The 15,254-nt window shown below is 31.9% G+C and carries 13 protein-coding genes; 2 read left to right on the top strand and 11 right to left on the bottom strand.

The genetic code is table 11. The annotated features are described in order from the left end of the window. Positions 1 to 30: 30 nt before the first annotated feature. The 11 genes from udk to ATO12_RS15670 all read right to left on the bottom strand — a co-directional run bounded on the left by udk (position 31) and on the right by ATO12_RS15670 (position 11,806). Positions 31 to 639, bottom strand: a complete 609-nt coding sequence (udk, locus tag ATO12_RS15620) for a uridine kinase (protein ID WP_034243328.1) — start codon at positions 637 to 639, stop codon at positions 31 to 33. Positions 640 to 756: 117 nt separating this feature from the next. Continuing rightward, entirely contained in the window at positions 757 to 1,842 is a 1,086-nt protein-coding gene (locus tag ATO12_RS15625) for an anhydro-N-acetylmuramic acid kinase (RefSeq protein ID WP_034243332.1), read from the bottom strand. Positions 1,843 to 1,848: 6 nt separating this feature from the next. Next, positions 1,849 to 3,414: a glycoside hydrolase family 3 protein gene (locus tag ATO12_RS15630; RefSeq protein WP_034243335.1), complete on the bottom strand. Its 1,566-nt coding sequence runs from the start codon at positions 3,412 to 3,414 to the stop codon at positions 1,849 to 1,851. A 13-nt stretch (positions 3,415 to 3,427) separates the two neighbouring features. Further along, entirely contained in the window at positions 3,428 to 4,699 is a 1,272-nt protein-coding gene (locus tag ATO12_RS15635; protein ID WP_034243339.1) for an MFS transporter, read from the bottom strand. A 52-nt stretch (positions 4,700 to 4,751) separates the two neighbouring features. Beyond that, positions 4,752 to 5,501: a hypothetical protein gene (locus tag ATO12_RS15640; protein WP_131248845.1), complete on the bottom strand. Its 750-nt coding sequence runs from the start codon at positions 5,499 to 5,501 to the stop codon at positions 4,752 to 4,754. A gap of 106 nt (positions 5,502 to 5,607) precedes the next feature. Next, positions 5,608 to 6,072: a c-type cytochrome gene (locus ATO12_RS15645; RefSeq protein ID WP_034243345.1), complete on the bottom strand. Its 465-nt coding sequence runs from the start codon at positions 6,070 to 6,072 to the stop codon at positions 5,608 to 5,610. Positions 6,073 to 6,091: 19 nt separating this feature from the next. Beyond that, the gene (locus ATO12_RS15650) at positions 6,092 to 7,207 is read right to left on the bottom strand and encodes a PQQ-dependent sugar dehydrogenase (RefSeq protein ID WP_034243349.1); all 1,116 of its coding nucleotides are present in this window, start codon (positions 7,205 to 7,207) and stop codon (positions 6,092 to 6,094) included. Positions 7,208 to 7,248: 41 nt separating this feature from the next. After that, a complete protein-coding gene (locus ATO12_RS15655) occupies positions 7,249 to 9,543 on the bottom strand; it encodes a TonB-dependent receptor domain-containing protein (RefSeq protein ID WP_051575865.1) in 2,295 nt (764 codons plus the stop codon). Between the two features lie 645 nt (positions 9,544 to 10,188). Next, entirely contained in the window at positions 10,189 to 11,004 is an 816-nt protein-coding gene (locus tag ATO12_RS15660; protein ID WP_034243356.1) for a mechanosensitive ion channel family protein, read from the bottom strand. A gap of 20 nt (positions 11,005 to 11,024) precedes the next feature. Beyond that, entirely contained in the window at positions 11,025 to 11,207 is a 183-nt protein-coding gene (locus ATO12_RS15665) for a hypothetical protein (RefSeq protein WP_034243360.1), read from the bottom strand. Between the two features lie 29 nt (positions 11,208 to 11,236). Next, on the bottom strand, positions 11,237 to 11,806 hold the full coding sequence (locus tag ATO12_RS15670) for an RNA polymerase sigma factor (protein WP_034243363.1): 570 nt from the start codon (positions 11,804 to 11,806) through the stop codon (positions 11,237 to 11,239). Positions 11,807 to 12,174: 368 nt separating this feature from the next. Here ATO12_RS15670 and ATO12_RS15675 point away from each other — a divergent pair, with 368 nt between their 5' ends. Both ATO12_RS15675 and ATO12_RS15680 read left to right on the top strand, forming a co-directional pair. Continuing rightward, positions 12,175 to 14,502, top strand: a complete 2,328-nt coding sequence (locus ATO12_RS15675; protein WP_034243367.1) for an outer membrane beta-barrel family protein — start codon at positions 12,175 to 12,177, stop codon at positions 14,500 to 14,502. Positions 14,503 to 14,529: 27 nt separating this feature from the next. After that, positions 14,530 to 15,234, top strand: coding sequence for a hypothetical protein (locus ATO12_RS15680; RefSeq protein ID WP_034243370.1), 705 nt, complete (start codon positions 14,530 to 14,532; stop codon positions 15,232 to 15,234). The last annotated feature ends 20 nt before the right edge of the window (positions 15,235 to 15,254 follow it).

The raw sequence follows: 15,254 nt of genomic DNA on the forward strand, positions 1-15,254 counted from the left end.
AGAATAATATTTGTTGTAAAGGTACAAAAGTTAATTCAAGCGTTCTTTGATAATGGTACGTACAATATCAATAGCTACGTTATTATAGTTGTTGTTAGGTATAATAAGATCAGCAAATTCTTTGGTTGGATCAATGAACTGTTGATGCATAGGCTTTAAAGTATTTTGGTATCGATCCAAAACTTCATCCATGTCACGTCCACGCTCTGCGATATCTCTTTTTAATCTACGTATTAAGCGTTCATCACTATCGGTTTGTACATATATTTTGATATCAAACATCTCCCGTATTTTAGGGTTAGTAAGTATCAAAATTCCTTCAACAATGATTACTTTGCTTGGTGCTGTACTAACAGTTTCACTGGTTCGATTATGTTCTACAAAAGAGTAAACTGGTTGCGCTATGGTTTCTCCTTTTCTAAGTGCGGTCAGATGTTGACATAATAGCTCAAAATCTATAGATTGCGGATGATCAAAATTTATTTTAACTCGTTCTTCGTACGTGAGATGACTTGTATCTTTATAATATGAGTCTTGTGATATGACACATACTTCGTTTTCTGGTAATTCATTTACAATTTGATTCACTACAGTAGTTTTACCACACCCTGTTCCTCCGGCGATACCGATAATTAGCATTTCTGATTTTTTTGACAAATTTAAAGATTGTTTTTGAGTAATTACATATCAAAACTTCTATAGTCGTAAAAGTTATAATATACCTTTTGTTAGATCATAGAAATATACAAGAGATTTTTACCACGGATGGTAAGAAACTCCTGCAGAAGAATCTTTCCTTGCTCCGGTAACAGATTGCAGGCAATTTACTTCATTTCTCTCTCTAAGTACACCCATAAATGCAAAGATCAGTGCTTCTTTAAAATTAATAATTTCTTCTGAAGGAATTACCACAGTTGCAAAACCATCTAATTTTTGCTGCAATAAGTCAACAAGAAAATCATTTTTTGCACCACCACCAGTTACCAGCATAGTACTATTTTGATGCTTAGTTTTCTTGATTACATCTGCTATTTGAGTTGTAATATGATGAACTGCTGTATGTAAAAGATTTTCTGCAGAATCCTGATTATGAACAATAATAGGAATCATTTCTTCGGCAAACCATTCATATCCCAAAGATTTTGGAAACGGAAGTGCGTAATACGACAGGTTATTTAAAGTATCGAGTAAAGGCTGGTTTAAAGTACCAGTTTTTGCGATTTCTCCACCTTTATCATATGTTTTATCTATAGTCGAACAGATAAAATTAAGTAACATATTGGCAGGTGAAATATCATAAGCAATTCTTTTTCTCCCGCTATTAAAAGAGATGTTACTAATGCCACCAAGATTAAGACAAAAATCATATTGACCAAATAACAATTGATCACCTATAGGAACCAGGGGAGCTCCCTGACCACCAAGGGCAACATCATTGGTTCTAAAATCGCAGATCACTTTTTGCCCACATGCATTCGCAAGATGTTGTCCAGATCCTATTTGATATGTTAATCCAATCTCGGGTTGATGAAAAACAGTGTGACCATGACTGGCCACAAAATCTACATGAATATTATTTGTAGTTATAAATTTTTTGACCTGATGGCCAAGCCAACTTCCATATTCGTTATGAAAAGCCAGTAAAGCTGTTGGTTCGAGATATATTGTATTTTTTAATTGTTCTTTAAACATAACATCATAATCAATACTATCACTAGCATTAATAGAGAATGTCCATGTATCATTTTTCTTCTTAAATGTACAACAGACAATATCCAATCCGTCTAGAGAAGTTCCAGACATTAAACCGATTACGGTATATTCATTTTTAATCGAACTCATATCTTTTTATATTGAAAGTTGTACAGGAGATAAGCCAATAGCTGTATGTAGCCCAAGAAAGTGTTTGGCTGCAGTTTCCTGAAAAGTTTTAAAATCCTGATATACAAGTACTATATTGTTCATATCCGTAGTATGTAATACTCTCAAAGCATACGGGTTACCAAATAAATATAAAATTACATTTTTCGACCTACTTAACTCTTCTATAGTTTGTTGTATTTCTGGATCAATACCAAACTCATGTATTGGCTTTATAGAGGGAGGAAATAGTGCTATAAGAATGTTATTACTAGAAAGGGTAGTAGAAAAAGGTGAGGTATACCTCATCTTTGTAAATTGTTTTGACACATTAATTTCTTCAAAAAAAGTACAATCTTCATTATTTCCTATAACTACAGCTTCAAAATCTTGGGTATTAAATTTTTCAAAACTTTCTTTATCCGATTTATAATGGGTAAGTGATACTTTGGCGATACTATTATTTAAAGAAGCTGCTTTTTCAAAATCAAAAGTAGGATTCGATATATTTTTTTTAAATGCATCTTCTTTCAGTTTTTGAATTCTTGTAAAACTTTCCTCAATTTGTTGGTCTGTTGCATTTTTTTCTATAGTACGAATACCTTCTGGTACATGTTCTGCAAAACATAGAATATCATTACCAGCGTCAAATGCTTTCCATTCTAACATTCCTTTTTGAGGATATAATTTAGAAACACTATGCATATTAAGAGCATCAGAAATAACAGCACCTTCAAAACCTAATTCGTTTCTTAAAACTCCTTTAATGATATCTTTTGATAAAGTAGCCGATACATCTTTTCCGTTGGTTAAAGAAGGTACGGCCAAATGCCCGATCAGAATACTATCAATTCCCGATGCTATTGCTTTTATAAATGGATACAGTTCTTCATCATATAATTCTTGTCGGGATTTGGAGATTACAGGAAGTCCAAGATGTGAATCTACAGCTGTATCCCCATGTCCCGGAAAATGTTTAAAACAACCTAATACTCCTGAAGCCTTAAGCCCTTTGTATAGAGCCAAAGATTTAAGAGTGACCTGTTCTTTTTTTTCACCAAAAGAGCGATAACCAATTACAGGATTATTAGGATTGACATTAATATCGGCCACTGGAGCCAAATTAAGATGAATTCCTATGTTTTTAAGATCATTTCCTATCTGTTTTCCTACTTCGGTAATCAAATTTGATTGATCCTCTGGGATGGCTCCTAATGTTATGGCATAAGGATATTGAGGAGTATTTTCTACTCGCATTGCTAAACCCCATTCTGCATCAATACTAATGAGTAATGGAGTAGGGGCTATGTTTTGATAGTGCGTTATAAGTTCTGCAAGTCGCTTGGCACTGTTTTCATTTCGAATAACTTTTTTCTTACCTTCAAAATTAGTAGCAGCACTAGCTCTGCTATGAAAAAAAGTGAGGCCTCCTACTTTGTAGTCTAGTATTAATTTTTCAACTTCTTTTATTTCCTGCTCTGTGTCATTAATAAATGCGGCCGGAAAGAAAAACTGACCAATTTTTTCGGTTTTAGAAAGGCTGGATAGGTTCATTATTCGCAGTAATTTAATTTTTGTCTTTTTTTCCGTAGTTAGCAGGATATTGGATGTATCGAGTAAGGATAATACCAGGAATTGCAGCAACGGCAACCCAAATAAAGAACCCAGTATATCCAAGAATCTCCTGGATGAAACCACTAATCATACCAGGCAACATCATACCCAATGCCATAAATCCTGTTGCAATTGCATAATGAGAAGTTTTAGAAACACCTTCTGCTACATAAATCAAAAACATGAGATACGCTGCAAACCCAAATCCATATCCGAATTGCTCTATAATAACAACCAATGTCGCAAATACAACAGAAGATGGTTGCCAGAAAGCTAATAAAACATATAGTATATTGGGTAAGTTTAAAGCTAAAATCATAGGAAGCATCCATTTTTTTAAACCATATATAGAAATGGCAATACCTCCCAAAATTCCTCCTATAGTTAAAGCAATAATCCCAAATGTACCATAAATAGTCCCTACTTCGGTGGTAGATAGCGCTAATCCACCAGCTTCATTCTGATCTAGCAAAAAGGGAGAAGCCATTTTTACCAATTGAGACTCTCCTAATCTATAAAGAAGAATAAAAGCGAGAACAATACCGATTTGTTTTTTTTGAAAGAAGGTTTTAAAAACATCGAAGAAACGTATTGGTTTTTCTTTAGAAGCTCCGGCTTCATTTTCTACTTTTGGAGTTGCAAAGAGATTTATTACCGTTAATATGATCATGAAAATAGCAGTAATAATCATGGTATAGGACCATGCTTTTTGATTATTACCATAATGCTCTTCTAAAAAACCAGCAAGCACTACAATTAATCCTTGACCGGTTACCATAGCCAAACGATAAAATGTGCTACGTACTCCCAAGAAAAAGGATTGTTTTTTTTGTGAAAGGCTAATAAGGTAAAAACCATCAGAGGCGATATCATTTGTGGCAGATGCAAATGCAGCGATCCAGAAACACGAAAGACTAAGGATAAAGAAATTATTGGTAGGGATCGTTAATCCTACTCCCAAAAATGCTATAGCAATAAGGAGTTGCATGCTTAAAAACCAATTACGTTTGGTACTTTTAATATCTACAAACGGACTCCATAATGGTTTTATAACCCAAGGGAGATAAAGCCAACTGGTATACAAGCCGATATCGGCATTACTAATTCCTAGTTTTTTGTACATGATTACAGAAAACGTGATGATGATCACATATGGCAATCCTTCTGTAAAATATAATGAAGGCACCCAAGCCCAGGCATTTTTGTCTTTGTTAGATTCTATCATGAATTGTTATTAAGGAAAGTAAGATACTTATAAATTGTTAGTAATACCTGATTTATATTTTATCGATATAATCTAACTTCAGAGCATCTGTATTTATCTCTGGTAGTGATTTTTTATAAAAAAAATCAATGATTTGATCTACAAGATACGAATTGATTTTTTCAATCTTCTTTTCTTCAATCATAGTAAAAACATTCATAGCTTCGGCCTTTTTAAACTCTTTGATCAATTCATCTGGATTTTTAACGGCATCCATACCGATATACTTTTCCATTTTTTTCTTCATCCACCTGTGGCTTACTAGTTTTATTTGACTATCACGAACATCCTTCTTTAGGAGATCTATTCGTTCTATATTATTTTTTGCTTCTTTCTGGGTACGATTTAGTTGTATTTTGGCTTGCGTAAACTGCCTTTCGAATTTAAAATCAAGACGACGCATATCATGTTTCAGGTGTTGGATCACCTCATAAAGTGCATTGTCATATATTGTTAAGAAATCTTCATAAGCATATAATGCATCAAGAAATACAATTGCATCCTTTCTATATAATCTAGGTATAGGTTGATTTTTTACTTTTTTAAATAAACTTGTAAGCTCTACTTGCTTTTCTTCGGGAATATTTACAAACCATGAATTATTCTTTAATGCTCTTAGTTTTGTAGTTATCTCATACCTGGTACCTTTATATAGCTCTGATTTATAACTAAATCTATAGGTATTGGGATTAGCATCTCTTTTTTTTTGAGAACTACCATGATACATGATTAGAAATATAGAAATAAATACTAAGAATTTCATATGTCATGTTTGGTTAGTTAGTTAATTTTATTAACGTTATACATAACCCAATTGTTATATCTTGTTAAATGAATTCTTCATTGTCATTATAAACTTTGAAGACATATTATTTTTTAACCCTGGCAACTTCTTCTACAGTTACCATTTTTTTCTGAGTATTTCCCCAACTATTCATAATATAATTCATTACATCTGCAATTTCTTCGTCTTCGAGACCCAATGAGGTCATGGCACTATTATAAGTTTTACCATTAACTTTGATAGGACCATTTAATCCATATTTGATAGAATAGATGCTTTCTTTTCGTTTATTGATCAACCAATCTGATCCTGCCAAAGGCGGAAATACATTAGGAGATCCTTTTCCGTCTGGAAGATGACATTGCATACAAAAATCAGTGTAAATCTCGTTTCCGCGAGCTATACTCTCTGATAATTTTGTATCCTGAATTTTTGATACTGAATAGAGGGTATATTTGGTATCTGATTTTTCTTGTTGTGCAACAAGTGAAATACTTATGATTACTATGGCAATCTCTATAACGAAGAAACGTTTTAAATACTTTCTCATGCGTTTACAGGTTTCTAATTTAATTAGGAATTATTTTTACAATACCTTTATTTTCTACTGCTACATAGATAAAGCCATCAGGTCCCTGTCTTACATTACGCACACGTCCTATACCTTCTAATAATTTTTTTCGTCCTGTAACCTTATCATCGGTTAATTCTACCAATTCAAGATATTGAAATACTAGTGAACCTACCAGTAAGTTATTTTTCCATTGGGGATAAATATCACTGGTTATAAAATCCATTCCGCTGGGAGCAATAGAAGGTACCCAATAATATAAAGGCTGTTCCATTCCTTCTTTTTTAGTGATATCTGTAATAGATGTACCACTATAATTAATACCATAAGTGATTACAGGCCACCCATAGTTTGCGCCTTTTATGATTGGATTAATTTCATCACCACCTCTAGGGCCATGTTCATGAACCCAGATTGTACCATTAGGATGTATTGCCATTCCTTGCGGATTACGATGACCATAAGAAAAGACCGCTTTTTTTGCTCCATTTTTGGTAACAAATGGATTGTCTTTAGGAATAGAGCCATCATCATGAAGACGATATATTTTTCCTCCATCCCGAGTAATATCCTGAGGGTTGATATCTCTATTGCCACGATCTCCGATAGAAAAGTAAAGGTATCCTTCGTTGTCAAATTCTATTCGTGATCCAAAATGGTGTCCTTTTGTAGTATTAGGAGTTCCTTTATATAGTTTTTCTATATTGGTTAATTGATTGTTGTTTAGTTTGGCTCTAATCAACGCTGTATTACCACCTTTTTCTGCACCTTCTTTAGAAGAATAAGTGATGTATAGCCATCCATTTTCTTTATATTTAGGATGTAGTTCTATATCTAACAATCCACCCTGGTTACGGTTATATACTTCAGGGACATTGCCAATAGAGGTTTTGTTACCATTCTTAAAATGAATTAATTCTCCGCTTTTTTCTGTAATAAGCATGCTACCATCAGGCAACCAGGCCATTCCCCAAGGGATTTGCAAATCAGGAACAACAATTTCTGTAGTATAGTTTTTAGGGTCATTTTGTAGCGTGATATCATTTTCTTTTTGTTGCTGTGCACAAGCTGAAAATACAATTGCGAGAGAAATTAAAAATGATGAGAATTTCATAGATTTTTTGTTAATTTCTGAAAAATACAAAGAAATATTATTTATAATCTATAATTTATGTTAATCCCTCCATATACATTAAATGGTAAACCAGGATAGAAATATCTTGGGGCATTACCCCCAAATCCTCGGGCATTGATTTGTAATTGAGAGGCATACTTGGTGTCTAAAATATTATTTGCCCCAAAAAATAAGTCGTATGTAAAGCGAGATCCAATACTATTTTTATATCCTATTTTGCCATGTAGCAATTCATAGCTTTTGCTAAATGTAGTATTTGCATCATTTGCAGGTATTTTACCTACAGTCTGAAAATTAAAATTACCATAAAACCCTTTTTGAGCTATAAATTCGATTCCAGAATTGGTAACCCCCGAAGGAACACCGGTAAGATCATTACTCGAAAAATCATTATCCAAATCTATAAAATCATCAAATTTGTGATCATATATTGATGCATTGAAAAAGAATTTTAATACTCCGGAGTTTATTTTTATCATATCGAAATTCAATTCTAATTCGGCACCATTATGTATAGTTTTTCCTGCATTAATAGCAAAGAAATTATCGTCGATAGTTCTTCTTGAAACCAAGAGATCTTTTACTCTAAATTGATATAGTGATACAGAACCATAGAGTCTATCATGTAATAGACTATATCGGGTGCCGATTTCGTAATTCCATCCTATTTCGGGTTTTATATCAGGGTTAAAAAGGCCATTGGGTAATAGTGTCTCTGAAGTAGTTGGCGTAGAGAAACCATGGGCAATGTTTCCATAGAATGTAAATTGAGAGTTTAGAGTATAGTTCATTCCTATTTTGGGAGAGAGTATGGGATCGTAATCAAATTTACCAGAGCTATCCTCTCCATCGGATAAGAATTGATCATTGATATCAAAAAAAGTCTGATTAAGATTCGTACCCAAGTTTATTCTAAACTTTTTACTAATCTTATAATTTGCTTCAGCAAAAATATTGTAATAGTATCGTTTTTCATCAAGATCAGAAAGTTGATTGCCCTGTACACTACCTGTACCAAGAGGAAAATCTCGGTATAAGTTTTCAAAAGTCTTACCGGTATAATAATCCAGAAATAATTCTCCGCCTACACTCCAATTTAATTCTTGATTTGCAATTAGGTGAGTACCTAAAATACGGTTTCTTATACCAAAACTAGTAGCGTTTTCTTTCAAGATATTAAAAGGTCTGGACTCGTCATTATTTCTAAAAGAACCAAAAATACTGGTGTTATGTGTTATTTTTGGATTGTAATTATGTTTCCAGGTGATTCCTAATATTCCATAATCTACATCTTCATTTCCTTGTGAACGTCCCCAGGTAAATGCAGCTTGTCTAGGATTATTATCAAAATTTTCCTGATCTAGAGAACTGGGAATACCGGCATTAAGATGAACAAAGCTACCTATTACCGAAAAATTATTTTTCTTTCCGATATCAAAACCAGAGACCAGTGTTATTGTATTTCGATCATATTCATTGTTATCACGATAGCCATCGGTATGATTGTTACTATAGAGTACTGTAATATTAGATTTTTCTTTGGATATAGCTGCTTTTGCCAAAACTCTTCTTAGTCCATAACTCCCGAATGATGTCGTGAACTCACCCTCAGAGGTATTTGTATTTGCATATTGAGGTTGAAATAAGATAGTTCCTCCTAGCCCTACACCATAGCTGCTTGAAGAAGGTCCTTTACGGATTTCTATACGGGATAATGAACCAAGTTCTAAATCCTCTATAGAAGATTCTCCATTTCCATCGGTTAATGGGATATCTCCAAAATAGGCTCTTATATTGGCAGTGCCAAATAAGTTTCTGGCTCCGATTCCTCTAATTGTAATTCTATTGGTATTCAAAGTACCATTTTGCATAAAAACACCAGCAACTTTATTAAGAATAGGGTGTAACTCTATAGGGTTGCCACGATTAATATCACTAGTTGTAATAGAAGAGATCGCTTCTGTTGCGTACCTATGTTTTTGTGGACGAAAATAATCTTCTATCACCACCTCTACCAAATTTGTAATGGGGGTTAATGGTATTACTATGTACCCGTCTTTAGTAGAACTATAGTTGTTAATGTCTATAGTAATTTCGGTATAACCATCTTTAAAAAACGTTATTTTTTCTAAAGATTTTATAGAGAACTTACCATCAGTATCAGTAAAAACTTTGATGTTGCTACCTGTATCATGAACACTTACATTGGCAATCGGAAGTTTATTCGAATTATTTATGACAATTCCTTTAATGTCAAATTGTGAGTATACAGAAAAATGACAAGCAAGTACTAAAAATAAAAATATTCTTTTCAAGATTTGTTTTTTCCCAAATATCGGAAACTAGAGGCAATTGGTTTTAAAAAACACGATTGTGTTAATGAATATTAGGAAATTTTAACGATCAAATGTAATAGTCCTAACATCAAAGAAAATATACAATTGTACTGAAAGTAAAAAATATTCATTCTTTATAGAGGCCAGTTGATTTATAAAATCCCCTTATCAACTGACCTGCTATAAAAAACGTAATTATCCAAAAAAAACACAAATTATGTAATTTTTGGACCCCCTAAATTTTTCCTTTTTCTTTATTAATCTTGTGTAGTTGTCTCTTATCCTTCATGTATTCAAACCAATTACGAACTATTAGTATAATTAAAACTATTAGTATTAAGATCTGAATAGTAATCAATACAATCATCTCTCTCTTTTTATAAGAAGTATGAAACTCCTATTTTACCTGTTATATAGTTTTGACACATAAGAATCTAAAAAGTCACTTTTGAATCTCTTTTTTTTATAATTAAGAGTATAATTTTTATGAATACTTTTTATTCAATAAGGGCATGTGAGTATTTCGATGTTATAAATATTTTATACACTACCCTTGAATAAGTTTATAATTATAACACATAACAATATATCTGTTTCTGAAAATTAATATGTTTGATGAAGTGTTTAACTAATAATTTCGATTTTTTTATTTGCTATAAGTTTAATGGGGTAGACTATTCTATTATTGTCATTCTTTTCTACTGTTATGCAAATATTGTCGATAGAAATAATAATTCCTTCGTCATCTTCGATTCTAATTTTTTGTCCTACCTCAAAATTCTTTTTAGAATAAAAACCAAGTAATAATCTGTATACAATATCTCTGGAGCCTAAACCTAAGGCAAGTACAAAAGTGGCTAAAAAAGCTCCCAGAATAAGAGAAAGATTATTGGTTATAATACTAGTATTGATACCTGCCTGATTTAAAGCGGTAATAGCCACAATGGCTACGATACTAAAAAAAAGTATAGAACTTATTAGTTTAGATCCGTTAAGATCCAGAGATTTTAGCAAGGCATAAACAGATTTTCTTACTATAGATGCCAGGTATAATCCTAATCCTAAAATTACGATCGAACTGAATATTTTGGGTAAATAATCGATTAGTCTTCCTGCACCATTTGAAACCATATTTAAACCAAACATATCGGCACCAACGATGACCAATACAAGAATAAGAAACCACTTAACAAAAGCTAAAATTATTTTGGCAGGTTCGATTTTGGCGGTAGAATTAAAAAGAGTCCCATTCTCACTAATCTTTGATACCAAAGTATCAATTTTGGTTAGTTTCAAGGATTTTTTAATGATAAAAAGAATGAGTTTTACAATTAGCCACCCGATTAAAATGAACAAAATTGCACCAATGATATTAGGTATAATTTCATACAGTTCATTAAATATATTTTCAATCAATTTAAAATTTAGAAATTTTTCCATACGATTTTGGAGGTTAAACCTTAATTTTTGTTAGAACGACTTACTATTTTAAAAAGTTCTTCAAGAGAATTTGGATATTTTATAGCAAATAAATCAGCCAGATCTAGTGATAATTTTACTATTTCAACATCATCAAGTACCTTCTTCTTAAGAGAAGCAGGTAATTCTTCATTTTGAATAATTTTTTTAAATGGATTTTTCATTTTTTCTGGGGTATTAGGTTTAAAAGATGTTATAAAGTTTTATACGAGTTCACTAGCCTAGATTTAGCTCGGCTTAGTCTCATTTTTACAGCACTGCTGCCAATATTAAGAGCTTTTTCAATGTCTTTTATAGATAGATCATCCTGATATTTCATCATTAAAATGATTTTGTCATCGGGTTCAATTTTTTTTAATGCCATTGCTAGTTTTTTAGATTTTAATTTCATCATATCTTCATCATCTATTTCTTCTGATGGGTAATCAATAACAATATCATCGATAGATACGATTTTTTCTTTTTTCTTTTTTTGAACCCTTTGTACATAATTCACACAGAAATTATATGTGAATGAATACAACCAGGTAGAAAACTTAGAATTTCCTTTAAATGTTTTTAGCTTAGCGAATAAAAGAACAAAAATGTCGTGTGTTAAGTCTTGTGCCTCTTCATTAGATTTTACAAAACTCAAGCATTTATTATATATAGTTTTTGCATATCTGTCATAAAGAATTGCATATAGCCTGGTATCCTTACTTTTGGCTATTTTGTAAACAAGCTCTTTATCCTCCAAATTTTCATCCAGTTCTGTCTTCTTCAACCTGTATTTTTATTACATATAATCCCTCTAAATAGTTTAGACACAGTATATCTAAAAAAGTCACTTTTAATTTTATTTCAAAGTGATTGCCGTACTCCTAATTATGATTTGTTGTAAAGTGATGTATGGTATTAAAATATCCAAAAACACTAATTTTTGGGGTATGAGTGAAGGTTTAAAAGAGTTCAAAAAAACATTTTTGAAACCTTAATTTAAGCAAAAAATAAAAGTAATAGTATGATTTCTAAAGATTTCTTGTTTTTTGAAACTAATTTTTAAGCAGTTAACAGATGAACTGAGGACTTTCACAGATTAAAATTTTCTAAAAAAGATAGGCGTATCACTTTTGAACTATCAAAATCGAAAGAATGATACGAACCATAAGTTTTATGCTATTTTTTTTTATAGGGCTCTCAATTATGAGTGGTCAGGAAATAACAATGTTGAAAGGAACGGTAAGAGATCAAACAACTCAAGAGGTTATTCCTTATGCTACCGTAGCCGTTTATAACAATAAAGGAGAATTGGTTGATGGTATTTCGACTAATGATGAGGGACAATTTCTACTAGAGACAGACAAAACATTTACATATTTTGAAGTTAGTTTTATTGGTTATAAGACTGCCTCAGTACAGTTTTCTGAAGTTGGTGATCCAGCCAATATTTCAATCAGTCTAAAATCGGTAGCAAGCACATTAGACGAAATTGTTATCGAGGCCGATCGAACTACCACACAGCTTAAAATTGATAGAAAAATTATCGATATAGGAGCAGATATTCAACAATCTGGGACTACAGCCCTCGAAGCTTTTGATCAAATAATAGATATACAGACTGATTTGGGAACTGGCAATATTTCATTAAGAGGTAGTGACAATGTGAAATTATTAATCAATGGGAAACCTTCTTCTTTAGATGCAATAGAGTTGCTAGAACAAATCCCATCATCTTCTATAAAAACTGTAGAAATTATTACTTCTCCATCAGCAAAATATCAGGCAGATGGATTATCAGGAGTCATTAATGTGATCTTAAAAAGAAGTGTAAATAAAGGATTTAACCTTAATCTCAATAGTGCAGTAGGAACAAAGCGATATAGTTATGGTATTGATGGAAACTATAACCTATCATTTATGAATTTAAGATTTAATGCCTCGCAATCTGGAAGAGAAATGGATAGTAAAGAAACTATTAATCGATCTTTTATAAATGGTGATACTCAAGGTATTTTTACACCTCACGATTTTAATGGTAAAATAAAAAGAGGAATAATCGGCTTAGATTTTTTTGTAGATGAACATAATGAATTCTCTCTGGGATTAGATTATACCGACGATTATCATAGTTTCTACAACAATTCTCAATATTTTGATGTGACTGATCGTGACGATTTTATATATACCCGTAACTCAGCACATTCACATTTTACTTCTGTTTTTAATGCTAATTATCGTAGAGGATTTAATAAAGAAGGACATTTTTTAGAGATTGACTATAATCTTAATAATAATAAAAATGATTATCCATCAACTGATTTTGAAGAGAATGTTTTTTTGTTTGATCAAATCATAGAAGAAGATAATACAATTCATGCCATATCATTAGACTATGCATTACCTGTTTCAGAAAAAATTATAATAGAAACAGGAGCATCCTGGAATAAGAGTGATACAAAAAACCAACAGTTTTTTAGACCAAATAATACAGTACCTACATTAGATACATTTAATTATGAAGAAGAACTGTTAGGTATCTATGCACTTACAAAATTTAAGATTCAAAAGTTAGATTGGCAAGCTGGATTGCGGTATGAATATTTCTCGTCGAAATCCCGAAATACATTAAATCTGTCGACAACAAATCTACATTTTTCTAATCTTTTTCCATCAATACATATTACCTATGCCTTTAGTGAAGATAATACACTGGGCTTAGGGTATAGCAAACGAATTTCCAGACCTAATTTACATCATATTAATCCATTTCAGCTAGGGAATCCCTTTTTTAGATTTGATGGTAATCCAGAGCTAAAACCAGAATCGAGTGATAACATTGAACTTAATTACCAAAATAATAAGAGAAAATTGAATTGGTCTGTTGCTACATTTTATCGTTACAGAAAGGATGTCATTCTTTGGGTAAATGCTATAGAAGATAACAATGTACAAGTAATCTCATTTCAGAATATAGGAATAAATCATTCATTTGGTATTGAGACAACTGCAAAGTACAAGTTTACTTCGTTTTGGAATGCTATGCTTACCGGAAACTATTATTACACAAAAACAGATCAGAATAACCTGGTTACCTGGGATGAATTATATTCCTCTAATCTACAAGTAAAGAATACATTTAAAATCACTAAAAAAGTGAGTACCGATATAACATATCGGCATACACCCAAGAGGCAAAATGCCTTTAATTATATAGAACCAAGACATAGGGTTGATTGGGCAGTAAGGGCAAAATTTTTGAATAACAAATTAACGGCCAACTTAAGGGTAATAGATGTATTGGATAATAATTTGATGAAACGAAATACACGTACTCCCGAGTTTAACCAACGTACCGTTTGGAAGTTTCAATCACAAACACTGGGATTTTTATTTAGTCTAAAATATACACTCTTTAAAAGTGAAGATAGAGCAAGAAATAGAAAAGAACGAGAATATAGGCATAATCATTCTAGCAATTAAACGGTACAACAAATAAAACTATACGTAATGAAGATAAATTCTTTTTTTTTAACAGTAATATTAATTTTTATTTTAATAATAACAGCTTGTAAACCAGATAATTTTGTTGAAGAAAAAATCTCTTCTCAAGAACTTTCAGAATGGGAAACAATAGGAAAAGGTAAAACCTTGATTAAGGATCATGAATTTGTTTTTGAAGAAATTGATAGCTCTGATGGTTTCTTTTTGGTTAGCCCTAAAAGTTATCGGGGAGATATGGTAATACAATATAAAATAAAGGCGTTGTCAAAAGCATCGGTATTAATTGTATTATTTTCGGCTTCTGATACCAGCGAAACTATACAGCTAACCTTACCCGAAAATAATGTTACCGCCGAAGATATTTGGGAATGGCGAAGAGAAATGAATCATTATAATCTAACATTTAACAATGAATCTCATGGCTATACTCCATTTTTTTACAAAAATATTTCTTCCTTAGAGCGAGGTTTTCACCTCAGTAAACAAGAAAACATAATGAAACCTAATGAATGGGTTACCGTCGAAATTGGTAGAAAAGAGAATAAAGTATGGTTTTCTCTTAATGACAGTATTATTTTCGAACGTGTAGATTATAATCCACTTCTGGGAGGGCATATACTTTTCAGGATAAGTGGTGCTTCTACTCAAGAGGAAACCATTCTTGCAAAGGCATCTATAAAAGATTTGATGATTTATCATCAAGAAAAGTAATACCTTAGTAAGGTTTAATG

Source organism: Aquimarina atlantica, assembly GCF_000626715.1.
GTDB lineage: Bacteria > Bacteroidota > Bacteroidia > Flavobacteriales > Flavobacteriaceae > Aquimarina > Aquimarina atlantica.